This window comes from bacterium (Candidatus Blackallbacteria) CG13_big_fil_rev_8_21_14_2_50_49_14, assembly GCA_002783405.1.
Classification (GTDB): Bacteria; Cyanobacteriota; Sericytochromatia; order UBA7694; family UBA7694.
The window spans coordinates 24,342-50,475 of sequence record PFGG01000053.1 but is presented as its reverse complement, the minus strand read 5'-3'; the positions used below and the strand labels follow the sequence as shown (position 1 = coordinate 50,475).

Annotated in this window: 19 protein-coding genes; 8 read left to right on the top strand and 11 right to left on the bottom strand. The window is 46.9% G+C overall.

Annotated elements, in window-relative coordinates; genetic code table 11:
* Positions 1-301: 301 nt before the first annotated feature.
* Both COW20_13075 and COW20_13070 read right to left on the bottom strand, forming a co-directional pair.
* On the bottom strand, positions 302-2,743 hold the full coding sequence (locus tag COW20_13075) for a hypothetical protein (GenBank protein ID PIW47350.1): 2,442 nt from the start codon (positions 2,741-2,743) through the stop codon (positions 302-304).
* Between the two features lie 59 nt (positions 2,744-2,802).
* Positions 2,803-3,321 carry a hypothetical protein gene (locus tag COW20_13070; protein ID PIW47349.1) on the bottom strand — a complete coding sequence of 173 codons (519 nt, stop codon included), beginning with the start codon at positions 3,319-3,321 and terminating at the stop codon, positions 2,803-2,805.
* Between the two features lie 150 nt (positions 3,322-3,471).
* Here COW20_13070 and COW20_13065 point away from each other — a divergent pair, with 150 nt between their 5' ends.
* Together COW20_13065 and COW20_13060 are read left to right on the top strand one after the other, a co-directional pair.
* Complete coding sequence (locus tag COW20_13065; protein PIW47348.1) at positions 3,472-4,740, top strand: hypothetical protein; 1,269 nt, start codon at positions 3,472-3,474, stop codon at positions 4,738-4,740.
* Positions 4,741-4,760: 20 nt separating this feature from the next.
* The gene (locus COW20_13060) at positions 4,761-5,213 is read left to right on the top strand and encodes a hypothetical protein (GenBank protein ID PIW47347.1); all 453 of its coding nucleotides are present in this window, start codon (positions 4,761-4,763) and stop codon (positions 5,211-5,213) included.
* 14 nt (positions 5,214-5,227) lie between these two features.
* On the opposite strand, the gene COW20_13055 is transcribed toward COW20_13060, so the two are convergent.
* The 3 genes from COW20_13055 to COW20_13045 all read right to left on the bottom strand — a co-directional run bounded on the left by COW20_13055 (position 5,228) and on the right by COW20_13045 (position 11,096).
* Positions 5,228-7,288 (bottom strand): hypothetical protein, encoded by a 2,061-nt coding sequence (locus COW20_13055; protein PIW47346.1) that lies wholly within the window; start codon positions 7,286-7,288, stop codon positions 5,228-5,230.
* A 217-nt stretch (positions 7,289-7,505) separates the two neighbouring features.
* Positions 7,506-8,549, bottom strand: coding sequence for a hypothetical protein (locus COW20_13050; GenBank protein PIW47345.1), 1,044 nt, complete (start codon positions 8,547-8,549; stop codon positions 7,506-7,508).
* A gap of 87 nt (positions 8,550-8,636) precedes the next feature.
* A complete protein-coding gene (locus COW20_13045) occupies positions 8,637-11,096 on the bottom strand; it encodes an ATP-dependent helicase (GenBank protein ID PIW47344.1) in 2,460 nt (819 codons plus the stop codon).
* Positions 11,097-11,498: 402 nt separating this feature from the next.
* On the opposite strand from COW20_13045, the gene COW20_13040 reads away from it, so the two are divergent.
* From COW20_13040 to COW20_13030, 3 genes are all read left to right on the top strand, one after another.
* Entirely contained in the window at positions 11,499-12,605 is a 1,107-nt protein-coding gene (locus COW20_13040) for a hypothetical protein (GenBank protein ID PIW47343.1), read from the top strand.
* Between the two features lie 90 nt (positions 12,606-12,695).
* Positions 12,696-13,286, top strand: a complete 591-nt coding sequence (locus COW20_13035; protein ID PIW47342.1) for a polyisoprenoid-binding protein — start codon at positions 12,696-12,698, stop codon at positions 13,284-13,286.
* A gap of 9 nt (positions 13,287-13,295) precedes the next feature.
* Positions 13,296-14,165: a hypothetical protein gene (locus COW20_13030; GenBank protein PIW47341.1), complete on the top strand. Its 870-nt coding sequence runs from the start codon at positions 13,296-13,298 to the stop codon at positions 14,163-14,165.
* Positions 14,166-14,175: 10 nt separating this feature from the next.
* On the opposite strand, the gene COW20_13025 is transcribed toward COW20_13030, so the two are convergent.
* The gene (locus COW20_13025; GenBank protein ID PIW47340.1) at positions 14,176-15,219 is read right to left on the bottom strand and encodes a hypothetical protein; all 1,044 of its coding nucleotides are present in this window, start codon (positions 15,217-15,219) and stop codon (positions 14,176-14,178) included.
* A gap of 9 nt (positions 15,220-15,228) precedes the next feature.
* Complete coding sequence (locus COW20_13020) at positions 15,229-15,810, bottom strand: hypothetical protein (GenBank protein PIW47339.1); 582 nt, start codon at positions 15,808-15,810, stop codon at positions 15,229-15,231.
* Positions 15,811-15,927: 117 nt separating this feature from the next.
* Here COW20_13020 and COW20_13015 point away from each other — a divergent pair, with 117 nt between their 5' ends.
* Positions 15,928-18,036 (top strand): hypothetical protein, encoded by a 2,109-nt coding sequence (locus COW20_13015; protein PIW47338.1) that lies wholly within the window; start codon positions 15,928-15,930, stop codon positions 18,034-18,036.
* Between the two features lie 175 nt (positions 18,037-18,211).
* On the top strand, positions 18,212-19,810 hold the full coding sequence (locus COW20_13010; protein PIW47337.1) for a hypothetical protein: 1,599 nt from the start codon (positions 18,212-18,214) through the stop codon (positions 19,808-19,810).
* 40 nt (positions 19,811-19,850) lie between these two features.
* Here the strand turns inward: COW20_13010 and COW20_13005 are convergent, their stop codons facing one another.
* The 3 genes from COW20_13005 to COW20_12995 all read right to left on the bottom strand — a co-directional run bounded on the left by COW20_13005 (position 19,851) and on the right by COW20_12995 (position 21,211).
* Positions 19,851-20,120: a DUF1232 domain-containing protein gene (locus tag COW20_13005; GenBank protein PIW47336.1), complete on the bottom strand. Its 270-nt coding sequence runs from the start codon at positions 20,118-20,120 to the stop codon at positions 19,851-19,853.
* Positions 20,113-20,463 carry a hypothetical protein gene (locus COW20_13000; protein ID PIW47335.1) on the bottom strand — a complete coding sequence of 117 codons (351 nt, stop codon included), beginning with the start codon at positions 20,461-20,463 and terminating at the stop codon, positions 20,113-20,115. The genes COW20_13005 and COW20_13000 overlap by 8 nt, the downstream gene beginning before the upstream one ends.
* Positions 20,464-20,584: 121 nt before the next feature.
* Positions 20,585-21,211 carry a 30S ribosomal protein S4 gene (locus tag COW20_12995; GenBank protein ID PIW47334.1) on the bottom strand — a complete coding sequence of 209 codons (627 nt, stop codon included), beginning with the start codon at positions 21,209-21,211 and terminating at the stop codon, positions 20,585-20,587.
* 228 nt (positions 21,212-21,439) lie between these two features.
* Between COW20_12995 and COW20_12990 the strand changes: the two genes are divergently transcribed.
* Positions 21,440-25,366 (top strand): hypothetical protein, encoded by a 3,927-nt coding sequence (locus tag COW20_12990; protein PIW47333.1) that lies wholly within the window; start codon positions 21,440-21,442, stop codon positions 25,364-25,366.
* A gap of 48 nt (positions 25,367-25,414) precedes the next feature.
* Here the strand turns inward: COW20_12990 and COW20_12985 are convergent, their stop codons facing one another.
* Positions 25,415-26,053: a hypothetical protein gene (locus tag COW20_12985; GenBank protein ID PIW47332.1), complete on the bottom strand. Its 639-nt coding sequence runs from the start codon at positions 26,051-26,053 to the stop codon at positions 25,415-25,417.
* Positions 26,054-26,134: the final 81 nt, after the last annotated feature.

Sequence of the window (26,134 nt, the reverse complement as noted above, 5' to 3'; positions counted from 1 at the left end):
TCCGAAAGGCAACACGCATGTCCATGTGGCTTAACCTTGAGTCGCGATCAGAATGCTGCACGTGTGATCTTAAACTGGGCATTAGAGAGTATGAAGGGTCGGGAACCGGCCCTGTGTGGAGAGAAACTTTTCTCTGTGAAGCACGAAACTCCCTCCATACCCATGCGGGTTGGAGGGATGTAGTTCATTGTCCTCCGATCTATTTCAAATGAAAGTATTGCTTATTGTCAGTGAATAAAGTGCGCTTTCAACTGAAGAGAAGTCAGGTTGAAAGGCCTGACTTCTCTCTGGGTTTTAAGCTTTAATTCATTGGGGGTTGTTTGAGCAATACATTTTCCAATTTGGTGCCTTTCAGAAGCCCTGAGAGAACTTCTGCTACACTGCGCCCACCTAAAATAGCCAGAGGCGCCATGGATTCTGCCATGCGCTCTGCCAATGCCTTGTCTCCAAAGGCTTGTAGGGCGGCAATCAGATCGGGTGAAATGGCTTCTGCTTTGGCAACCATGGCTTCTACTTCTGCACGCAGATTGGAAATTCTTTGTTCCATTCTCAGGCGTGCAGTTTCGAGCTCCAATTCTGCGCTGGCTTTTTGACGTTCCAATTCTGCCGCGTTTATTTTACCCAGTGTGGTCTGAGAGGCCATTTTGGCCTCAAGTTTGGCTTGTTCGGTTTCAATTTCGCTGCTCAGGCGTGCCAGTTTCAGTTCCAGTTCAGTACTCAGTTCTTCAATTTGAAGCCGCAATTCTTCTTTGCGTGTTTCGGCCTGTGAGCGTGAGATCTGGCGTTTAATTTCTTCATTTTCTCTTACAAATTCGAGTTTGCGGCGCTCAGAAGAAAGTGCGAGCGTCTGTTCAACCACTTTGCGCTGGGCATTGATCAACATTTTCTCGATTTCGGCATCGGTGATGCGCACATTGAGAACCTCAACATCGTAGATTTGCATGCCATTTTCTTCGAAATGCCTTCCGGGACGTTTGCCTTCTTCAGGCAGGCCCAGAATCGTATCGCGAATCAGGCGAATGGAGTCTGCGTAAAAAGCCTCGATTCCCAATTGCTTGATCGCATTGCGCAAAACCGAACGCAGATGTTCAGTTAAAAACTTGACATAGTTTTCTACATTGAACCACAGCGCAGGATTGCCTTCGAAATTCACGCGGTAAGAGAGATCAAGGGTCACTTCACAGAAATCCGAGGTTTCCACTCTGACCTGATCCGAAACTTTATTGTGCAAGACCCGTAAATAGACAGTTTTAAGGGGTTTTAAATCTGTTTTGGGGGTGCCTGTTGAGAGAGTCATGGGTTCAAGAAATTCATCGTATTCCAATAAATGTGTAGCGGGCCCAACAATCACTTTGCGCTCACCCGTTTTGCTCACCACCAGTACGGCATAGCCTGTCCAAATGGCGATGGCCACGGCTCCATCATATTTGGTATCCAGGGTAATTGTTCGCGGGGGCGTATACTTGGTTTTGCGTGAAAAATCATCCCCTGCAAATCCTTCTGCGGCAAGAGCTGGAGCAGGAGCCGGCAATGTTCTTTTCTCAGCTTTGAGTTGCATGACCTGGGCCTCAGTTGCGTATTCTCCCCGCTCCTGACGCAGCATTTCCTTGAGATGTAGATTGTATTCCAAAGCTTCTTGATTGCCAGGGAACCAGAGTTGAACCTGATTGGGTTCCAAAACCCGACGCACAATTACTTGGTGACGCGGATCCGGGAGAAACATACTGGGGCCTTTTTGAAGAAAGACCTGGCCATTGGCGCGATCCAAGACATAACGACCCTCACCGGCAGGCAAGGCGACGGCATAGTGGATTTCCTGTTCCCCGTATTTGATAATCGCATGTTCGGGTCTGGGAAAATAAATCATCTGCTCTTTGCCGGTGACAAAGATTTCATCACCGACCTTATGGCTTTTGCCATTTTCTTCATAGGGGGCAATGACTTTGAGATAGATGCCACTGTTCTCATTCATCTCGATGGCACGGAATTTGCGTGTGCCCTGCTTCTCGACAAAGGTCTCAGTTGGTTTCGGGAAAACCACGTCTGGCCCTTGAATAAAACGCTTGTTTCCATCTTCGTCCAGCAGAATACAGTACTCAAGTCTTTCCAAGGTAACCGCTTCGCGCACATAATGCCCTTGGTTATCCCTTACCACCTCCATGCCTGTAGGGGGAATATAAAATGAGATTTCGGTTCCTTTGATGACGAGCAGATTTCCAAGGGTCAAGTCGGGTATTTCCTGTTCTGTCAGTGGAACTTCTTCGCTGCCTGACTGAGGTTTGATCACGGCTTTGTTCCAATGTTTACGTGCAGATTCTTCATCGTAAACCCTGACCAGTAAATATTGATTGGAACGCAGGTGATGCCCCTTGATGACCCGGCTCATTTGGCCGGGCCAGAGCGCAAAGGAGATCGGTCCTGGGGTATTGACCTTGTGCCCAATTTCAAGCTCGGTTAAGTTGCTGACGGTCCCATTTTTGGGTTGATTGCCGTCTTTGGGAGGATTTTTCATGACCAAATACCAGCCTTCGGGGGCTGTGGCGAAAATCGCTATCGATTGCTCAAGCAAAACCCTTTCAAAGCGTTTGTTATCGGCATTGAAGATCACCGGTTGGTCGGTATTGGCAAGAGAGGTTTTATAGGGCCCCACATAGACATTGATATTGCCTTTGGTTTGGTCTGAGATAAAGGCATATTCATTTGGCGCCAGAACCAGATCGCGTTCTCTACTTGATTCACCCATGGGACTTTCTCCTTTTAGGAAGCTTTATAAGTGTATATTATACATTTTATATTTACTTGTCAAGACCGATTTTGTTCTTCACGTTTTACTTGGCTTTGAAGTGGGGCTATCACCAATTGAATTTGCAGAGGCAATTCTGTGTCCTGTTGCCCACTGATGAGCATCAGACGAGCCTCGGGAAGAAGCCAACAGGCCCCCAGATCTCCGTATTGTTCTTGGGTGAATGGGCTTTGGGAAACGATACCAGAAAAGACGGGGGAATCCAAACGCGTGCTTAACTCATCAATCAATGCCGTGTATTGATCTGCCAGTTCAGTATCTGCAGCATCAAATTCCTCTTCATCAAGATTTTCCACTTCAATGGATTTGAGCAAGCTCGTCAGTTGCAGTCCTCGATCTGAATTTTCGCTACTCAAATGTAAGCGTAAGCCATTTAAAAACCAAATTTCTTCATCATCAGAAGCCTCAGCTGGTTCTGATTTTTCAGCGCCTATCTGAGTTAAATAATCATTCAGTGTAGTTTGGGTCCAGGGGCCTTTAAAACTTAATAAATTTGCTAAAATTAATTCTATATCCATAATTTATAGCCTTTAATATGTTTTATTTGAATTAAGTTTATCAGGAATTGAAGTGTTTGAAATTCAAATATCAGGCTGTCTCAATCACTCCTTTATAAACTATGATAAAGACACAGATTCAATCATCGGTGTTCAAAAAAGGGGGTGTTTGTGAAAGCGAGTGAAATGGATCTTCTCACTGCTTTGAAAAGAAAAGCGCTGAACAGGGCCCGTGATTTAATTCAAAAGGGTGCTGACCCTGAACTCACCCGGCCTGAGAACGATGAATTCCCCTTAATGATTGCTGCCGAAAGGGGTTATACAGAAATTGTAAGGCTTTTAATTGAGCAAGGTGCCAATATTGATCGGCATGGCAAAGGGGGGAAAACAGCCTTTTCTCAAGCTTGTTTTTTTGGCCATCTTGAAATAGCCAAGCTTTTGGTAAACGCTGGAGCGAAAATTCAGGTGCGCGATCAATTTGGAGCAACTCCCCTGTTCTGGGCCGTCTGTGCAGGGCATTATGCCGTTGTGGAATGGTTATTGAATCAAGGAGCAAACTTTCTCGCCTGCAATGACAGTGGGGAGAGTCCTTTGTTGCGGGTCGTTTCGGGGGTTTATCACCCGAGCAGTGAAGCGATTTTGGCTCTGTTTCTTGCCCAGGGGGCAGATCCCAATTATACAGGTCCCTGGAAAATGAGCTTGTTGATGCGAGCTGCTCAAGGCGGTCATTTGGGAATTACCCAGCGTTTATTGGCTGCTGGAGCCTTGCCTGAGCTGCGGAACCAATCTGGAGAAACAGCCTTGGTTTTGGCCTGTAAGGGATATTCGGACCAGGCCGAACTGGTTCAAGCTTTGATTGAGGCTGGTTCAAATTTAAATGAACGAGATCGTTATCAATTTGGATTATTGGCTTTGGCAGCACAAAACGGTCATTTGGAAATTTTAAAAACACTCTTAAAAGCAGGGGCTGATCCCAATGGACTTTCGGTAGCAGGTTTTTCGCCTTTGATGGCCGCCATTTGTTCGGGACATCCCGAACTCGCTGAGTATTTGCTTCAGGCGGGTGCTTTGCCTGAAAAAAAGAATCAAACGCCAACCCCTTTGATGGAAGCCTTAAGTCGCAGACAATATGCGCTGGCCAGGCGTTTGATTGAAAGAGGAGCCAATCTTTCTGCGCGCGATCAATATGGCACTGTTTTGCTATATGCTTTGGGGGTTCAAGACGGTTACCTCTATGAACGAGCTGCCCCGCCAAAAATTTCAACGGCATTTCTCGAAGAACTTTTGGATGCTGGAGCCTCTCTTGAGGGAGTGGGGGCAAATCTACCCGAAGAGATTGCACAGCATAAAAGAGGCTTAAAAACTTTGGCTCAAAAAATCAGGCGCATGCGAAAAAAACAGACCACTGCTGTGGTTGAGAAAGTGAGAACAGGCCAGTGATACTCAAAAAAGGATACTGGATGGGGTTCTCTTTATGTTTGTTTACAGCTTGTTTTGGCTCCTTGGCGGAGCAATCTCCTCGCTCGGAGTTTTCTGCCAGTCCTCAAGTGCGTGAATCTTCTGCCTCGCTTCCGCAAAAAGTCAGTCTGGGTCAGACTTTTAGCTTGCCCTTTCAGGGCCAATTTACGCTGGAGGGTGAAGACTTTCTCATTCTTTGGGAAAAACCAGCCCAAGATTCTCGTTGTCCTGCTGATGTTGTCTGTGTTTGGGCTGGAGAAGTCAATCTTGAACTGGAGTTGCGCCTGGGCTCAAAAAAAGAGATCCTTGCGCTTAAACTTCCGCCTAAAAATGAGGAGGGGCTTGCCTTTCTGGAGGGGCGCTATCGCTTGTTTTTGTTGGAAGTTCAACCCTATCCGGGTAAAGGCAATACCGAACCGCCCAGTTTGAAATTAAAGATTGAGAAATCTAAATAGGTTCATCTTTTTGACTAAAATTTCTGTCTATAAATGCTGAGGGAAGCATTCGTGTCGGCATTTTCTTTTTCCATGTATTCTTGGTATTGGCTTTTAAGTTCATAGCGATCTTTGCTAAGCGTATAACCATAAGATTTGCCTGAGTAGGGGTCGATAGGGAGGCTGGGAATGATTGCGGGTACCAAATCCTGAAGTTTGTCAGGGTAGTTTTTGTGGTTGTGTTTCCAAGCAATCAAAGCTGTTTTTAAATAGGCCATATCCCAACGGATTTTATTGAGCCATTTTTTTTCTTCAGCGCCTAACATGGTCGGCAAACTTAATCTCAATATGATATTTTTTTGAGGCAATTCTGATTTAAGTTTTTTCAAAAGTTGATGGGAGAGCTTATAGGGCATGGTTTGAATGACTCGATCCATTTCTTTTGCCAATGGTTGACTGAGCTCAAGGGTGTAGAGTAAATAGGGCAAAGTTATTTGTTTGAGCAGAGAAGGCAGAATGCCTTCTCCAAATTCGTCTTTTAGATCATCTGCATCGAGCAAGACTCCATTTAAGAATAGAATTTCTCTCAGAAAGGTACCTTCTAAAAGATTTTGATCTATTGAGAGCAAGTGCCATTGTAAAAGAAGCTTCTCTGAGAGGGGCTTACCAAGTGTTTGGGGATTGGCTACGCGCAAATATTCCTGAGTAGCAGTGGATTGCATCACCAGAGCAACCATATCTGACACCAAAGTTCCATTGTATCGAATATCCTGTGCAAAACGCATCAACAGGATGAGATTGGTAAAACCTTTCTGTGTTTGACCGGTCTCAAATTGATGGTGTGTGGTCACGATCAAGATGCGCATTAGATTTTGTATATTTGCAAAAACAGGTTGTTGTGCTTTGAGATGAAATTCAGTTTGTAAGGGACTCAGTGTCTCACTATTGACAGCATTTTCAATCGTGGAAACAAGTGGGGCATATTTGGCAATCACCTCTTGATTATCTGAGTAAATGTTTTCAAAATCAAATAAATTATTTGAAACTATTTTATTTTGTTGAAAAATTTTATTTATATCTGAAAAATCTATTTTATTTTGTTCATGAATTGGTTCTAGAATGAGACCTTGGTAATAATCTCTTCCATCCCCTTTCTGACTCTTTCCCCAAAGTGCTTTTCTATGCATACGCATATCAGCCCATATTTTTACCTGCTCAAGATACTGTTTCTGGTATTGAACAAAGAGATCTTGGTTATGTCTCTGGGCCCAAAAGAAGCATCCAATGCCCAAGCTGCTGAGAACCAGAACACTCAGAAATTGCCGAGGATGATGGGAACGCTTCAGTGTCAGAGAATTTGGCTTCAGGATCTGAATCCAAAAAATACTGAACAAAAGTAAGCAAACGGCACTGACCAATAAACTTATTAACTGTGTGAGTAAAAGACTTTTCCAAAGACTGAAACAAAAAAAGAGACCCAGATTGAGCAAAGTGTAAGTCAGCAGCAAAATCAAGAGTTTTTCTTTGTTTTTCCAAATTTGACTTTTAAATTGAAACTCTTCAAAGCTGAGTTCGAGTGTGTAGCCAGGAATGAGAGCCCAACTTATGGCATTCAAGCAGACCATAAGCCCAATAATATAAGCAGAAATACTTTTGGGAGAAAGAGAGAGCAGTGTCCACACGCTCTCTCTGAAAACTGGAATTTTTAATAAGAACTCTGAAAATGCTGCGCAGGAACTGGCAATAAGCCCTGCGATCAGGAAATAATTTTTTAAAGGCAAGGTTTGGTAGAGTTGCTTCAGACTCTGCTCGGGATCTATATAGCGAAGGCTGAGCCAACCTGAAAGTAAAAAGCTGCTTATCAGGCTTAAAAAAACAATGAATCCAAGCAAATAGCTATTTCCGAAGGGAAGATAGCTTAAAAATGCTTCATGAAAATAGCTTCCAAGTAAGAAATAATAGCCACTTAGACCGATACAAATAAGTATTTGCAAAAAAATGATGAGAAATATTTCAGAACATAGATGCAAGAAAAAATTTTTTAAAAATTTCAACCCGATTTGGAGTTCGATTTGAAAGCTATTTTGATTTTGCATTCAATGCTTAATTTGTTTCCTTGATTTTATTGCAATAGGAATGCCATGAGAATAGTAGCTTAAGCAACTTCTTGGGGTTTGTGCAAGTTTACTTGAATCAGATAGCACATTTTCTGAAAATGAGTGCTTCGGTGATATTCCTGTAGAGAGATTCCCCCATCAGGCATTACTTTGTTCTGATTTTCATTGCAATTTCAAAGACAGGCTCAAGCAAGGATCATTTAGCAAAGCGTGAATAAATTTCCTGATAACGCGCTTCTTCACCAGGTTGTGGTGCATAGCCTGCTTTGACTTTTTCCTGTAACCGATTGGCCCAGTCAATTTCATGCTGGGTAAGTGGAGCTTCGGCGGGATCAATCAGTGTGGCGTCTTGGGCCATCGCCTGATCGAGCAGTTGACTGTATTTATCAAGTTCAGCCTCTAAAGGTTGATAACTATCTGCTACTTTTTGGCGGAAGTCAAGCATCCATTGAATCTCAGACTTGGACAAGCTGTCTTGACCTTTGTTGGTTTCAAAACGGGTTTGAATCTCAATGTATTTTGAAGTTTCTGCTTCAAGGGGGGGATAACCCGCTTGAATTTTTTGAGCCAGGCTTTGCGCCCATTGGATTTCTTCAGCGCTGGGAGCGTTGCTGGTGGAATGGGCTTGTTCTGCCTGGTAGCGGTTATAGATATCGGTATAGTGCTCAATCTCTTGCTGACTGGGTTTATAGCCGATCTGGCTGACTCGTTTCATCAAGGCTTGAGCCCAATCCAGCTCTTGAGGTGAAACGGTTTTTAATTCAGGTATTTTGGGTTCTTGGTCAGCTTGAAATCGCTTTTGGGCAATACTCTGATAATAATTCAATTCCTGAGCTGAAGGGGGGTGTCCTGAGCGAGTTTTGCTTTCAAGTTCAAGCGCCCAATTGACTTCTGCCTGTGTCACTGAATTGGGATCTGAGGCATCCTGGCTGGTTTGTAAACGATTTGAAATTTCAGTATAACGTGTGGTTTCTGTGCTGTTTGGGGCATAACCCTGCTTGATTTTTTGCTCAAGTTCCAAGGCCCAATTGAGTTCTTCGCGACTGGGGGGATCTGTATTTTCAATAAAAGAAAGTTGGGGGGCTGCCTGTCCGGGTAAAACTGAGGCTGCAGTGTGTCGATCTTGAGGGGGTTGAGGTGTTTGTGTAGTGGCTGGAGCTGAGCCCACGCGCAGACCCGCAGGTATTTGTTGAGTTCTGCCCACTTGGGGTTGACTCAAGGGGGTGGGTTGAATCTCCATGTACATCCTCAAGTTGATTGGTTCTTTTCAAATTATGGTCTTTTCGCGTGCAGAACTGAACCGAGATTGCCTGAATTTAGTCTAAGTTTAAACCCTTTGCAAGTCGGCATAACGGGAGAGCAGGCGTTTTCGTCCGACCTTGTCAAAATCTATCTCAAGCATGAGCCCTTGGCGCAGATTGGGTTCCAAGCGTACGATTTCCCCTTCGCCAAATTGGGGGTTGCGCACCCTTTGCCCAATTGAAAAAGTGGTTTCTGTTTGGCGCAGGGATTTGCGCTTGGTGCTGGATTTTTCTGTTGAAAATTGACCCAAATCTGCAAATAACTCGGGTTCAAGCGGGAGAGAGATCGCCCCTTTCCAACGCTTTAAGGGCTCTGCGTCCAGTGCCAACTCCTGTAAGAGTGCTTGTTGTTCAGCAGCATGCAAGAGGCTGGCAATTCGTTGGGCTGCGATTTGTCGGCTGGAGGGGGCATCCCACCAATGCAGCAGATAGCGTTCAAAATGCAGCCTGCTGGCATGGCGTGCCAAGGCGAGTACCTCTGCGGTTTTCCAGGTTTCAGGTTTTTGGGCCAGGGTTTTGCGAATTTCTTGAACCCCCTCAAGGGTTTCCAGATAGCCTGCTTCTCTCAGAAAACGTGAAACAGGGGAGGATTCCATCAAAAATAGATGCAGCTCTTCACGGGGGCGGGTGACGGCCACATAGAACAGCCTGCGTTCTTCTTCCAGGCGTTCATCACCGCGCCCATAGGGTAAAAACCCTTGGTTACAGTGCGGCACAAAAACAACGGGCCATTCCAATCCTTTGGCGCGGTAAATCGTGGTCAAAATCAGGCTTTGATTATTTTGCCCGGTATCTCTGCCCAGGGTTTCGAGATAATTTAAAAAGGGTTGTACGTGTCCCCGCCCTTGGGCATAGTCCAGAAGTGCTTCTACTGTAGAGGCTTTGGCTTCTCCGTTTTCAGGAAAACCACTGCTTTTTCTCAGCCAGGCACAATAATCCAGTTTTTGTTCCAAGGAACAGAGCACGGAATCGGCGGGGTCCAATTGAATTTGAATGCCCAACCAGGTCAGCAGATCTGCAAGCTTTTCCAGATTGCGTGCAATATAGACTCTTTCAGCTTCGGCTGCGACTGCATGTAGGGCTGCCGTTACACTTTCACCAGCATAAACCCGCTGGATCAAGTCTTCATTTTGTTGGGCGGAGATATAGCGCAGTGGCCGGTTGACGATCAGGCGCCAATCCTGCACAAAGCCTGCATATTCTGATTCTGTGGGTTGAAGGCCCTGCTGGAGATGCAGTTCCAATTGGGCCAGCCGCAGATAAGCCAGCAAGACCTGAACCTCAGAACGTTGAAAAAAGGGCACAGAACCATCGATTCGGTAGGCAATGCCCGCTTCATGCAAGGCTTGTTCAATAAACGCAGTTTGGGCATAAATACGAAGCAATACTGCCATTTGTGTGAGCCCATAGCCTCGCTCTTGAGCGGCCTGTACTTCTTTGACCAAATCACGTGCTAGATTTTCGGCATTGACACTGCGGTGAATGCGGGTAAGCCCTGAAAAACCTTGGGTGAGCTGTAAGGCCTTGGGTTCCCGTTTGCTGTTGTGGCAAATCACTGCATTGGCCAAAGCCAAATGAGAAGCGCGGGAACGAAAATTATCCCGAAGCAGGTATTTCTTTGCCTGGTAGCGTTGGGCAAATTCAAGAATAAAGCGTGGGTTGGCTCCCCGCCATTCGTAAATGGTCTGATCATCATCCCCGATCGCCATATAATTGTGGTGGGGGGCTACCAAGAGATCCAGAATTTCACTCTGTACATGGTTGATATCCTGAAATTCGTCGACCAAAACTGCCTGGTAACGGTTTTGAACTGAGCGCAGAAGAGCGGGATGTATTTGCAAGAGTTCCCAGGCAGAGAGCAACATATCGTCAAAGGTCAGAATGCCCATTTCCTGTCTGAGTTCTTCATAAATCCGGTATAAATCCAGATAGACTGGCCAGTCACTGGGCGCTTCTGCTGATTTGAGCAAGGCCAAAGCCTGGGCTGGAAGTTTGGCGGGAAAGGTATCTGGATAGAGAAAATTCCCCTTGCAAAGACTGAGATAACTGAGAAAATCTGTTTCATCAAAATGGGGTGGAATCTCAAGTCGTGCTTGGCGGGCGCGCCCCAAGGCTCTTTGTAAAAGCATCCGATCGGGGCTTTGGCCATTTTCTGAGGGCAGTCTGATTTCGGGGATTAAACCTTCACGTACCGCTTTTTGTACAATGCGAAAGCCCACGGCATGAAGGGTGGCGGTTTGTACACTGCGACAGGCAGGCCAGACGCGCAGGGCCTGCCGCAAATCATTGACTGTGGCACGACTGAAAGAGGTGGCAAGAATTTGCTCGGCAGGAAATACTTTTTGACTGACCAAACGTTCAATTCGGTGAACCATGGCGGTGGTTTTGCCTGCGCCCGCAACAGCAAAGACCAGGGCAGGGCCTTCTTCATGACAGACCACGGCCCTTTGTTCTTCGGTGAGATTCATTTCAGACATAAACTTCATTTTAATCTGAGTTGAAGCCGCTTGGTGAAGTTGTGCCGGGAACGGGTAGTCTCAAAAGAAAAAAAGTCTGGATCTCTCCAGACTCAGGGGTAGTTGATATTTGAAGGGTCTTGTGAAACCATTTCAAATGGGTCAATTGTTTATATATTAATATATTTTAATCAATTAAGCAAGCACCTGATGGCATTTATGCTAAGCATTTCTCTCGTTTGAATGATGCCCAGGGCAAAACTGAATGCATGCATTTTGACCCGCATAAAATGGCTTCAGAAGACGCTTGGCATCAGTGGAATCAAAAGGCGGATAGTGGCGTACGCTAAGATTCCGCATTCATTCAAGAAATCAGGTATCCTGAGTAAGATTTTCGAATGATGATTTAACGGAGGGAAATGAGCAGTCAAGATGAATTCCTTTTCCAATTTGGTTCAACGCTATAATTTGACGCGCGTCCATCTCCTTTTACTGGGTAGTGCTGCGGTTCTTTCTTCATTGCTGCTTTACCTGCCTTTTCTTTTGGGTGACGCAACGGTGCTTACCCGTTTTTGGGATGGGCCGAATTATATGTATGTTGCCAAAACCCTCTACCAGATTCCTGTCGATCACCCCTTTGTTCCCTATAAAACCACGCCTGCCTATTTTGCCTGTCATTTGCCTTTTTACCCGTTGGCCATCAGGGCTTTTTCTTTTATGGGCTATCCCGTTGCCATGCTGTTTACGACCGTCTTGTTTTCGGTTTTGGCGACGCTCACGTTTTATCAGCTTGTGAAAGAAAGTGGCGCTGTTGCCAGCCCTTTTTGGTCAGCTTTGATCTCTTTGTTTTTGCCCGCCCGGTGGTTGATTTATCACAGTGTAGGTGCCACTGAAGCCCCCTTTCTGTTTCTGATTTGCCTCTCGCTGCTCTTGTATTTACGCAAACACTATACCTGGGCTTTTGTGGTGGCCGGCTTGGCGGGAATTACCCGAATCACAGGGATTCTTTTGGGTTTGGTTTATCTGATCCTGCTGGTGCGAGAACGCAATTGGCTGCGCATTCCTCTTTTGGCGTTGATTGCGCTGCCCTTGCTGGCAACCTTCAGCTTTTACCATTTTCAATATGGCGATTTTCTTGCGTATTTTCATTGGAATAATAAGCTAATACATGCCCGTCCCCTGGATATCTTTTTAAGCTATGCCGGTTCAGGCAATGCCCATGCTGCTGAGTTTTATTTGGGAATGTATTTGCTCTATGGTCTGGGGGTCTTGCTGCTCTGGCAGTACCCCCTCTTCTTTTGGTATGCAGCCGTTTTTTATGGTTTTAATCTCTTTGTTTTTCATGAGGATCTCAGCCGCTATCTTTTACCGATAGCGCCTTTTGCCCTGGTCATCGGCTACGATCAGATCCTGCGCACCAAGGCTTTTAAATTTGCAAGTTTGGGCCTGGTGATTCTGGCCTATATTTATGCCTGGGGAGTATTGCCCCATAATTTGGTGGCAGACTGGGTCTATACCAATCTGCTCAAAGTTCTTTAATCATTAAGCTGAGCTTTTATTGCTTGTCAGAATCGCATTAATAGTTTAATATCGAAACATATAATATTAAATTAATTGGAGTTCACTGCGATGATCCTGTTTAAAAATCTTCTGAAATCAACTCTTTCCCTGGCCTTGTTGGCAGGATTTGCCCAGCCTGTTTTGGCTGCCAATACCTATGAAATTGATCCTGTCCATTCACATCTGATTTTTAAAATCAAGCATTTGAATATCGGCTACCAATATGGTCGTTTTAACCGTTTTAGCGGAACGGTGGTGGTAGATGAGAAAAATCCTGCTCAAAGCAAAGTTGAAATTAAGGCAGAAGCTGCCAGCGTGGATACCAATGCCAGCAAACGTGATGACCATTTGCGCAGTCCTGATTTTTTCAATGTCAAACAGTTTCCTCAGCTCAGTTTTAAAAGCAGTAAAGTAGAACGTGCTGGCGCTGGTCAATACAAAGTAAGTGGTATTTTGACCCTGCACGGTGTTAGCAAACCGCTCAGCTTTACCTTTAAAAAGACAGGTGAAGGCAAGGGCATGCAGGGAGAATACCGCATGGGCGGGGAAGCGATGATTACGCTTAAACGGAGTCAATTTGGCATGACCACCTATATCAAAGAAGGTGGCCTCAGCGATGAGGTGACGCTGATTCTCAGTTTTGAAGGCATCAAGAAGTAAGCACTCACTATGGCCATTGTTCAAGCTCTCTTCTGGTCTTTGAGTTTTGCGCTTGTGCTGAGCACTGGCCTTTTGATTTTACCCCTTGTCTTGAGGGGGAAAAAGAAAGCTTATCCAGCCTTTTTGCCCCCTTTGGCTTTGGGTTTTGGGTTTTTGCTGGGTTGGGCCCGCTTGTTTGAAAAAGCTTGGCCCGATTTTCCCCCATCAGACAGCACGCAATGGATCTATTTTGGGGTCTTGCCGCTGATCTTGGTGGGGGCGCTTCAAGCCCAATTTCAGCTGCCCCGGTTTTTGCAGATGGGAATTCGCTTGCTCTTGTCTGGCCTGGGTTTCTTGCTTTTACTTACCCCTTTGCGCGAGAGTATGGGACAAAAAGCTTGGCTTGTGTGGGCTTTGGTTTTGGCTTGTTTTGCGCTGATCCAATGGTCATTGCTTGACCATTTGGATGCCTTTGATGCAAATAATGAAAGTTCTTTGCTGATCTTTTCTGGCGTGAGTGCAGCCTCAGGTGCCCTGTTGATGCTGGGGCACAGTGTGGTTTTAAGCCAGCAGGCTTTGATTTTGGCCGTACTCTTGGGAGCGGTTTTTGTTTTGCGGCTTATTTTTCCGGTGCTTTCAAGGCGGGGTATTTGGGGCTTTGCCAGTCTGGTTTTAAGTTTGCTTTTGGCCAGTGGCTATTTTTTCGCAGATCTCTCGGCTTGGGCTTTGCTCCCTCTGCTTGCACCGCATACTGTCTGGCTCGGCTATCTGCCCGGACTCAAAAACAAATCACCTGTTTTGAGGCTGGGGCTTTCCCTGGTTTGCGCTATTTTGCTGTGTGTCACTGCCGTGGGAGTGACTTTTTCAAGCCAACCCCCTGATACGGGCGGATACTATTGATTCTTGCTTGTTAAAGCTTTTCCAGGCGATTTGCGCCAATCGTAATCACACGATCGCCTGCCAATACGCTTTGTTCAGCGGGGGGATTGAGCAGAATCTGATTTTGGAGATCACAGATGCCCAGTACAATATGCCCCTGGCGTTGGCCTCTGTTTGCAAACTCAGAAAAATTTGCATTATTTGAAGCTGGGATTAAATAAAACTGTTGGCCCCGTGTCAGGGTGAGTAATTGGCCCAAGACTTCCTGAATTCCGGGGTTTAGCAGTTCCTGGCTTAAGAAATGGGCATCAAAACGGCTGCTGCAGACGATCCGATCGCTGCCTGCTTTACGCAAAAGTTCTTCAAAACTGGGATCGATACACTCGACCACACTGTTGACGGCCCGGTTGCGACCTTCAACGGCAAGCGCAATCGAAACATTGAGATGATCAGAAGCAGGATCATTGGAATTGCGTGTGAGCACAATGGCGTGCTTTGCGAAGTCAATATTGGCCCGCGATAAGGTCTGATCCCGAGTAGGATTGCCTTTGATATAATGTACACCTTTTCTTTGCAGCTCTTCAGGCAATTCATCGAGAAATTCATCGACTAAAATCACGGGCATTTCACCCACGGAGGGATCGATGGCCAATTCGTCCAAGACACGGATGATTTTTGCTAAACCTGCATAGTTGAAGACAATTAAATGCTCTTTAAATTTAAAAGTTGACATTCCCTTGATTTCCTTTGTTTTAGACGTGATCAGTGCGGCTGCGATCAGCGATAAGGCATAGCCCAAGAGACCAATGCCAAAGATCATAATCGGCCCCCCTACCAAAAATCGGCCGCCCAAGCTTTTGGGGAAGAAGTCACCGTATCCTACTGTGGTCATGGTGACGAGGGTATACCAGAAGGCATCGAACCAATTTAAATCAGGGTTTGCTGGCAACTCGAAATAAAGATAACCGGTGGTTCCATAGAGCAAAATCGCCACCATCAGTCCCAAAACCCGGAGCGTGGGAGGCGGGTTTCTCAAAAGCTTGCGGTCAAAGATTTGCATCATGTATTGCAGCATAGAAAACTCCTATTCTGTCTGGTTGCGCCAGGATCGAATCAATGACTGCGCATAGGCCTGCGTCTGAGGATCTGCCCAAAGACCCCGTTTGGCCTGCTTTGCAAGGGTTTGCTCATGGAGATAGAGTTGCATAGCACCAAACGGATAGACCGTATAGACCAGAACCCATCCCTCCCGAATCAGGTTGAGCGCAACGTCTTCATCTTCAGCGTAGAGCGTTGCAAGATAGCGATCATGTTTATCTTTTTCTGCTTGGGTGTTTAACTGCACACGCAATAATTTACCTGAGGTTAAACTTTCAAGATGTTTCAGGCCCGCTCTTGCAACAGAGGAGTAAACTGCCTTTTCAATTTTTGCATCGAATGCTTTGATACCCAACAGGCGGATAGGAAGTCCCGTCTGATCTGCTTTTGAAACTAGGAGTGAGTCTCCATCGATTAGTTTTTCAAGCTTGACCAGATCGCCACTGATTAAAGGTGAAGCGTTAGCTGATTGGGTGTGTCGTTGTTTTTCTGCTGAAACCCCATAGAAAACTGAAGAGCCAATCAGCAGGCTCATCACACACCAGAAGAGAACGGTCATGCGATCCATTGTGCGGTGTCCTTTGCTTGGTCTGACCTTTTCAGTTTAGGCTGATTGACCACAATCTGCAATCCAGGTTGAGATTTGCTATATTAGAGGCAATTTACTATGGGAGTTTCTTGACTGATGAGAAAAAGCCAGATTTTGCGCAGCATTTTAGTGGGATTTTGCTTGAGTTCCTGTCTGTGGGTTACTCCCGTATTTGCGCTGCCTACAGGGGAATGGCAGGGGACAATACAGATCCCAGGACAAGCCCTTGAGGTGGTCGTACATCTTCGCCAGAATGCTGAAGGCGTTTGGCAAGGCAGTATTGATATCCCCGCGCAAAACTCAAAAAATCTTCCCCTGTCTGCGATTGTTCTGGATAAACAGAAAATGCGTTTCAGCATTGCCGGGATTCCTGGAAACCCCAGTTTTGACGGGGAATTGAATCCTGAAGAATCCGAGCTGAAGGGTCAATTTTCGCAGGGCGGGCAAACTTTTGCGTTTGCGCTGAAACGCCCCAATGCCGAAGCTCAGCTTCAAGCCGCAGCCAAGGAAGAGGCCCTGATCGACTCCTTGCGTGAAAAAATTGAGCAGCGCCGCAAAGAGTGGAAAACCCCTGGTTTGGGGGTTGCCTTGGTAAAAGGGGATCGGGTATTAATTGCAGAGGGCTTTGGACAACGCAATCTTGAAAAAAAACTGCCTGTCGGGCCTGATACGCTCTTTGCGATTGGCTCCTGTACCAAAGCCTTTACAGCTTCACTCTTGGGCATTTTGGTGGATCAGGGAAAGCTGGATTGGGATGCCCCGATTCAAACCTATCTGCCGGATTTTCGTTTGAAACAAAGCTTTGCCAGTGAGCATTTAACAACCCGTGATCTGCTGACTCACCGTTCAGGACTGCCGCGCCATGATTTGGTCTGGTATGGAGCAGAACTGGATCGGGAAGCTCTCTACCAGCGTTTGAAATATTTGGATTTTACAGCGGACTTTCGCAATCAATTTCAGTATCAGAATCTGATGTATATGACAGCGGGGTATTTGGCCGAAAAATTGGGTGCACACTCCTGGGAGGAGCAAATTCAGACTGAATTGTTTGAGCCTTTGGGCATGAAGCGCAGTTTGACTTCATTGTCTGCTTTTCAGCAGGAACCCGATCATGCTCTGCCCTATGCCAAACGTCAGAATCAAATCAAAAGGATTCCCTACCGCAGCTTGGCAGGGGCTGCGCCTGCGGGAGCAATCCATTCCAGTGCGCGGGATATGGCGCAATGGCTCATTTTTAACCTGGGCAAGGGCAACTGGCAGGAGAAGCCCCTGCTTTCTGAAAGCAGTTTAAAGGAACTCCACAGCCCCCAGGTGATCATGAACAGCCATGCCAGTTATCCTGAAATTCCCTATACGCTTTATGGCATGGGTTGGATGATTCACCCCTACCGGGGACACCAGATGATCTCTCACGGTGGCAATATTGATGGCTATTCAGCCTTGGTGAGCCTTTTGCCTGAAAAGAAAATAGGCTTGGTCATTTTAAGCAATCAAGAACATGATCCCTTGCCCTCACTTTTGAGCATGGAACTCAGTGATTTGCTGCTGGAACTTGAGCCTTTGGATTGGAGTGCGCGCATCAAGCCGGGCATGGAAATGGCTGAAAAAATTGTGAAGGGTCAGGATTTAAGAACGCGTGTTCCCAATACCCACCCTTCGCATCCACTGCAGGACTATCTGGGGACTTATCATCACCCTGCGTATGGCGAACTGAAACTCGAATCTCAAGCGGGCAAGCTCAGACTGGGCTACCGGGATTTGGGGGGGAAAATCGAACATTGGCATTACGATACCTTTGTTGTGAAAGAGCCCGATGCCATTTTGGATAAACTTTGGGTGCATTTTTTGAACAATCTTGAGGGGGATATTCAAAGTGTAGAGCTTAAATTGGATAATCTGGCCGAAGCGATTCGCTTTGAACGCCAGGCCCCTCCAGAAATGCTGAATCCAGCATTTCTCAAACGCTATCAAGGTGCTTTTGATCTGGCGGGTATACGGGTTGAGATCTCCTTGAAAGGGGAGCATCTTCAGGTCCGTGCAAGTGGCCAACCTGCGTTTGTGCTGGAAGCGGTCAAGCGTGATCTTTTCAAATTGAAAGATCTTGAGGGCTACCAGGTGCGCTTTGAGTTTCAGGCAGAACGGTTAAAACGGGTTATTTTTGTTCAACCCAATGGAAGTTTTGAAGCCAAACCACTCAAACCCTAGTCAACAAAATACGCTATAATCCGGAGAAATTTAGTATTTTACTGTGCTTGAACCCTGCCGCATTCTGGGGCCTTATTATGTTAAAATTAGTTTATTGGGTATGAAACTTTAGGTTTTGATCAGGCTTTGAGCAGCCTCTTCGTTTCATGCATTTTGAGAGAGGTATGCTATTTTCATGTCCCCCAAGAGCAAGCGAATTCTAATTTTTGATGAAGACCCTTCACACCGCAGGCATTTGCAGCAGATGCTTGCGTCGGATGAATGGGAGTTGGTCTTTGAAGATGAACTCTACCAAGCCACGCAACGCTTCAAAAACCGACCCTTCGACTTTGTGATTGCCTGTTTGGACATGCCTGATGAAGAAGGGGAAGAACTGGCCCTGTGGGTCTGTGAAAATTATCCCAAACGAAAAGTCATTTTAATCGCCAATCCCGATGAGGATTTCTCGGCTGTTCTTGATGATTTGAGACAACACAAATCAGTCTTGGGTTTTTTGCCGAAGCCCTTGCCCACCCGCAGACTTTTGGAAATGCTCGATCAACAGGACACGGGGTTGGTGGGCCAAGTGCAACGCATGAACGTAATTGACCTTTTGCAAGTCATGCGCATGAATAAGCCGCAGTGCCTAGTGACGTTTAATGACCAATTTACGCGAACAGAAGGTATTCTCTATTTGCGTGGGGGGGAAGTCATTCATGCTGAACTCTATGTCACCAATGCCCGTACGCTTGAACGTGAGTTGAAATCTGAAGGGGCCGAGGCTTTTAATCGAATTGTTCAGTTTAAAAATGGCGAATTTCAAGAGAAAAACTGGCAGGAACCCAGTAAAATTAGCATTCAAATGCCTTTTGATAATCTCTCCATGAATGCCGCTACCTCCATGGACGAATTGCTCAATCCTCAGGATCCTTTTGCCAGTCAGGGACCGGTTTCGGTTCGCAATATTCTGTTGGTGGATACCGATCCGATGAGTCGGATGATTATTCAGCGAACCCTGTTTACGGAGGGTTTCAATTGTATTTCTTTAAAAACCCCTCAAGAAGCGATGGCGGCCTTGGACGATGAGCCTGTCGATCTGGTCATTACCGATACCCTCAGTCAGCAGAGCTTTTTAAAATGGCTTCAACAGCATTACCCTCAATCTCCGGTTGTGGCAATTGTCAATGTCAGTGAAGACGAGCTTGAAGAAATGGGCAATATTGGTAAGATTCGTCTCTTGGCAAAGCCGATCAATCTGCGTAAGCTCAAACAATTGCTGGCTGAAATCAGTCAAATGGGCTTCAAAGGATTTCTCAGTCAGATTGGGGTCTTTGATTTCGTGCAACTCAATCTTTCAGCCCTGGATCGCAAGAAACTGCATATCCGTGATTTGGCTACCCATATCGATGCCAAAATATATATTGACAGAGGACGCTTTGTGCACGCAATGTACAAAGATTTGGAAGGTGAAGAAGCTTTTTATAAGATTATTTCAATTGAAAATGGCGATTTCTTTGAAGATCCTTCCTTTGATCCTCCAAAAGATACCCTGTCTGAGATCCAACCCCATAAACTGATGATTCGCGCTGCCCGTTTCCTGCCTGTCAAAGACACGCCAGAGCCTTCACCTTTAGAAAACTCCGCAGAGGGATTGACCTCGCTGTTTGGCGATGAAGAGCAGCCTCTGAACCTCAATTTAGGAGAAGGGTTGACCTCGCTTTTTGGGAACGACGATGCACCCATTCAACTGAATCTGGGGGAAGGTCTTACTTCCTTATTGGGGGAAGAGGTCTGATTGATTTGAAGCGCACAGAGGCTGTTTGGGCCCCTGCCTTTTAGGGGGCGCTTTTCTTGTCAGTTTCAGAATCCTTAAGTCTCTGCCTCTTGCCAGGCAACCAGGCGGTCAAATCCCATCCATAGACACGCAGGCAGGTCAAGAGCAAGGTCACTGCTGTTGCTTCATCCAGATTTCCCAAGACCGGTAGATTATCTGGAATGATTTCAAAAATACCTGCTCCAGGGTTGAGCAAATAGGTCAAGGCCAAGATGCCAAGCCCAGCTGCGATCAGTTTTTTGCTGCGACTGGGTTCCTGAGCCTCAGACATGACCTGGGTTCTCTTGAAAATGTTTGACGGGTACACGATCCAAAACCAATTGAATACCTGCTGCACCTTCAGGAGCAGGCTTGATTCCGTAATGCCAAGCTTCTTTGATCCAGGTTTGATCCTCTTTACGAAACCCAATGATAAAAATTGGGAGATTTTGCCAGGTTCGCAGGGTGCGAAATATTTCAAGCGGAAGTTCAGGATATTTTTCCAGCATGACCTGCAGGCGCTTTTCGAGTTCCTGAACAATCCAGTTTTGAACATCGTCAGGCAGTGAATAGGGATCCTGCTGGCCCGTATAGTGCTCGATCTTTTCGAGAAATTCGTATTGCTGTAGTGACATGATGGGCTCCTGAATTTGATACAAAGAACCCTCCAGAAAGGATCTGGAGGGTACCTGTGAATGGTGCCTGATTCTTGTAACCAGCACGCAGGCATGGGATTTTGAATCCCATCGCACCACTCTATTTAGAATAAAACTCGATGATCAGGTTGATTTGAATCAATTTGCCAGTATCAATCTGGTCGAGCAGAGGTGTGCGCAGAACTTCACCGGTCATGGCTTCGGTATCAGAGGTCATCCACTCAGGAACAACTTCGCCTACGAAACCTTCGACAGCGTTGCGAACAAAGTTCTTGCTGGCTTCCAAAACTTCAATTTTGTCGTTGGCTCTGACTTTATAAGAAGCAACGTTGACACGTTTGCCATTGACGAGAATATGACCGTGGCTTACGAACTGACGGGCTTGGGCACGGGTCGTCGCAAATTTCATGCGATAGACGACGTTGTCCAGACGGGTTTCCAGGAATTGAAGGAAACGCTCATCGGTACTGCCTTTGCTTTGGTTTGCAAAATCATAATAGCGACGGAATTGTTTTTCAGAAACACCGTACATAAAACGAAGTTTCTGTTTTTCTTTCAGACGCATACCATATTCCGAAACTTTAATCCGGCTTTGGCCATGCTGTCCGGGACGGCCCCGGCCCTTGTGGAAGGCGCTCTTGCCTGCTTCATAGCGTTTGCCTTTGAGAAACAGGTTGAGGCCCAGAGCACGGGAGATCCGCTCTTTGGGTCCTGTATAACGACTCATGTAGTAACCTTTCTGGGTTCAATTAGATGCTCTAGATGAGCACACTGTTTCTCATTTTACCTGAAAGCAGAGAGGCTGAGGAGGGTGAATCTCAAAAAAATTTAAACTTTTCTTAATTTTATGCCCAGACCGCCCATGTCGACTTTCTCGCAAAACCTTTCATTTTCAAAATAATTCACGCAGGGCTGAGACGCTCTTGATACAATTAAGAACAGACAGTAAAAAATTATGCAAACAAGCTTGGAATCTCTGTTTTCTGGTTATGTTCCCCGGGTTGTCAGGCAACGTCTTAGTCGTGGGCCTGATCAGCTGCCTTTTCTTTGGAGTGATCAAGGAATCGTGCTTTTCGCGGATATTTCCGGATTTACACGACTTGCAGAACAATTGGGACAAGAAGGTTCTGAGGGAATAGAAACCCTGAGTCAAACCTTGAATTTGTATTTTGGCGGTCTTTTAGAGCGTATCCGCGCCTGGGATGGCGATGTAATAAAGTTTGCAGGTGATGCGCTGCTGGCTGTCTGGAGCCGATCGCTGGTGCCTGAATCCAATGCCATGCTGATCTCTCGGGCCGCTGCCTGTGCGCTTGAAATGCAGGTGCTCAGTCAGGGCTTGCGCACGAAAATGCCCATGCCACTTCAGATTCGGATTGGTTTGGAATGGGGTGATTTGCTCTTTTTGCATTTACAGAACCGCCACCAACACTGGGAGCTGATTCTTTCCGGCGCAGGGGTTTCGAGTGCTTTTGCCGCTGAAGGTATGGCCCAGCCTGGCCAAGTGGTTTTGGGGCCCCAGGCCTTGAGTTGGTGCCCGCCGGAAACTGGGTATCAAGCGATAGCTGAACACTATGGCATTCTTCATACCTTACCCGATATTTCACGACCCAATGAGCCCTATTTTCAAGAAACAGCCTTGCCCGATGCCTGGCTCTTAAATTATTTACCTGAGGTGGTGCGCTACCGGCTTGCTGCAGGGCAGCAAAACTGGCTGGCTGAATTGCGCACAGTTTCAGTACTTTTCCTTTTACTGCCAGCCTTAACGCCAGAGCAACTTCCCCGTTGGCTTTCTTTGATTCAAGAAAAAATTTCCTTTCATGGTGGAACCGTCAATAAAATCAATCTGGATGAAAAAGGGCTTTCCTTGCTGTCTGTCTTCGGCTTGCCGCCTGCTTCGCATGAAAACAATGCACAACGCGCAGTCACTGCAGCCTTGGAATTGGAGTCTTTGCTTGCAGGTTTTTCGTTAACCGCCTCGATGGGCATTACCAGTGGTCGTGTTTTTTGTGGTGAAGTGGGCTCCGACTGGCGACGGGAATATACACTTTTGGGGGATACGGTCAATACGGCTGCACGTTTGATGCAGTTTGCAAAAGAAAAGATTGTCGTCGATCGTCAAACTTGGAGTTTAACGCAGTCCCAATTTGAATTTGATGAACTGGCGCCTGTTCTGCTCAAAGGCAAGAATACGCCACTTGAGATCTATTCTCCCCGCATGGCGCTGGCCCGCCATTTTCACTATGATTCGCAAGTCGGACGTTTGGCAGAAACTGAGAAGCTTTTAGAGATAGCCCGCCAACTCAGTCAATACCGCAGTTCAAGCCTGGTTTTTCTGGAGGGTGAAGCGGGGGTAGGTAAAACCACGCTGGTGCGCCATCTTCAGACTGAAGCAGCGCGCTTAGGTTCGGCCTTGCTGATGACCGAGGCCGATGCCCTGCAGCAACATACGCCCTGGTATGCCTGGCAGCGTGTGTTTTGCGATCTTTTGGGGATTTCTGTTCATCTGCCTTCGCGTCTGCGACTTGAACAGTTGCGGGGACATATGAGTTTTTATCCCCATTTAAGTGAATATATTCCGCTCTTGGGGCCGGTTTTAGATCTTGAAATTCCTGATAATGCCACCACCCTCTCTTTTCGGGGGGAAGCACGGATTCAGAACACCTTGGATATTTTGACGGCAGTCTTGCAGGATGCCGTGAGTGTTGAACCCTTGATCGTGGTCTTGGATGACAGCCAGTGGTTAGACAGTCTGTCGTGGCAATTGGTGGAACAGGTACGCTATGAAGTACCCGGATTGATGGTTGTGCTCGTTTGTCGCCCTTTGGCCAATGCCGACGATAAGACTCCCCAGATCTGCCTGAGAGCCTGGGAAAATTTACAGAAATCGCCTCTGGCAGAGCATATGATTTTGGGTCGCATGCCTGCTGCAGAAATTGAGACCCTGGTGGCCAGTAAGCTGGGGGTTCACAGCGTGCCCGCAGCAGTTTTGGATTTGATTGCTTCACGTGCCGAAGGCCACCCTTTTTTCAGCCAGGAATTGGCGTTGAGTTTGCGTGAAAATGGACATTTAAAGGTCAACCAGGGCCAATGTGAACTCTCCTTGAGTCCGGAAGAGCTGCGACAGCTGCAATTGCCAAATTCAATCGAAGGGGCGATTGTCAGCCGTCTTGATCGGCTTTTACCGACTCAGCAGTTGGCCATGAAAATCGCCAGTGTCATTGGCCGGCAATTTGATTTCAAGGCCCTCTATGATATTTACCCCCTGGTTCAGGATCGCGAAGGCCTCTTGGATTCGCTCAGAGCACTTGAAAATATCAATATGATTCAATTGGTGGGGGTTTTTCCGAGCCTTTCCTATGTTTTTCGCCACAATTTGACTCACCAGGCCATCTACAGTCTTTTGCTCTCAGAGCAGAGACGGGAGCTTCACCAGCAGGTAGCGGCCTGGCTGGAGCAAGAATTTGAAGATGATCTCACAGCCCATGCCACGCTTTTGGCCTATCACTGGACCCAGGCCCGTGTTGCCGTCAAGTCTTGTCAATATCTTTTGATTTCAGGTCAGTCAGCTTTGGAGGATGGTTTGTACCAGCAGGCGATTTTCTTTCTCTTGCAAAGTTTGCAGCATGCCGGTTTTGAAATGAGCCACGACTGGATGGCGACGGTGCATCAAGGTCTGGGCGAAGCCCATTATGGATTGGGTCAATTGACCGAAAGTCAAAGGCATCTGCAAAAATCTCTGACGCTTTCCGGTTGGCCGCCTCCTCCGGCAGATTTGGCTCCCCGTCAACTTTTGCCTCAGATTTTAACGCAATTGCGTCACCGCATTCGACCCGGACAGGTTTGGATTGATCCCGATGAAAAAAAGCGCCTTCTGGCAGCCGCTCAGACCTGTGAGCGCCTGGGGCAAATTTATTATTTGAATGGCGAAAAGACCTTGGGCCTTTACAATGCACTTTTGATTGTCAATCTCTGTGAAGAGGCTGGCCCCTCTCCCCAATTGGCGCGGGCCTATGCCAATATCGCCTTGATCTGTGGTTTTTTGGGGCAGCGTCCGATTGCTGAATATTTTGCGCGCAAAGCCTTGCAACAGGCCGAAGTTTTGGACGATCTTTCCAGCCGGGCCTGGGTTTTTCAGCTGACAGGTTTATACAGTTTGGGTCAGGCCCAATGGGAGCAGGCTGAGTACGGATTGTTTCAATCCACCGAACTCTACCGTCGCCAGAAGGATTTACGCCACTGCAATGAAAGCATGGGACTTTTGGCGCAGGTTCGTTTTTATCAGGGCCAAATAGAGCGGGCCCTTGAACTCTCACAACAATCTTCGCAATTGGCGCGCCAAAGGGGGGACAAGGAGTTGGAATCCCGTTCACTTGAAACCCAGGCCCGCGTGCATTTGCTCCAGGACAGAATTCAATTGGCACTTTCTCTTGCCAAACAATCGCGCGCCCTGGCGGAGAGTCTGGGGGGCCGGTTGAGGGTGCAATCTCAGGCCATCCTCTTGCGCCTGGCTTTAAAAGCAGGAGATCTCCAACAGGCCCATCGACTGGCCCAGGAATTGGTCGATCTGAAGGACAATAGCCAGGAAGCGATTTCAGCGACGGATCTTGAAGTCTTTACCGCCGAAATGGAATATCTTTTGCACTGTGAAGGTGCAGGAGAAATGGCCTGTTTGCCCCAAAGCGTATTGGAACTGCGGGAAGCCTTTCAGGAATTTGCCCATCGTTTTCCCATGGCGGGCCCACGTTTTGAACTCTATCAGGGAAAAATTGCGCAGTTTCAGGAACAACTGAGTTCAGCCCGAAGCCATTGGAAAAAAAGTATCAAATTGGCCAAACGTTTGGGCATGTTGGCTGAAATACAAGCCGCCGAAGCCTTGCTTTAGAAGCCATCCCAGTGCCCCATGCCCCCCGTTTTTTTGTCATTGCTGATTTCAGGACTTATTGGCTTCGCTGAGATGATCGGCGATGGCCTTGAAATAGTCTTGCGTCGAGTGGATGAAGCGTTCTTGCTGCTTGGCGTACATCAGACGGCTGAAGTCGTGATCTTCGGTAATCTGAAAGCTGGGCATGAAGCGGAAAAGGAGATCACCTTTGGCGATCAGACTCTTGAGGGTAGGATCATTGAGGCTGTCTGCGCTTTGTTTAAGTTTGAGATGTCCCTCGTTGGCGGCCTGAAAGACCTTTTCGTAATCGCTATCGAGAGCACTGAGCTCCTGGTTGAAACGATCAGAATCTGAGTCTGGTTCAAGGGGGAGTTCCTTGGGAGCTGTGGCTGAGCTACTCAGCTGGTCACGAATATTCTGAACCTCAGCCTGGATACTGCCGTAGTTGTTGAATAGGGCGACGCGCGGGACGGGGCCGGACTTGGCCTGAATCTCACCGTTATTGATGACGACCTTGTCGTTTCTGAGGGCGGTGGCGAGCTCCATGACGGTAACTTCGGCATCGCCACCGATGGCGCGCAGGGTCTCGGCGTTTTGCTTGACCTTAAGTTCGTCGCTGACCTTGCCGTTGCGGTTGCTGTCGTAGCTGAGGGCCATCATGGCGGGATGGATGGACAATTCGGACATGCTCGAAATTTTCCTTTGGACTCAAAGTTATTGAGTTATTGTTATAGCCAGATATTATTGAATTCTGAAGTATATGTTTAG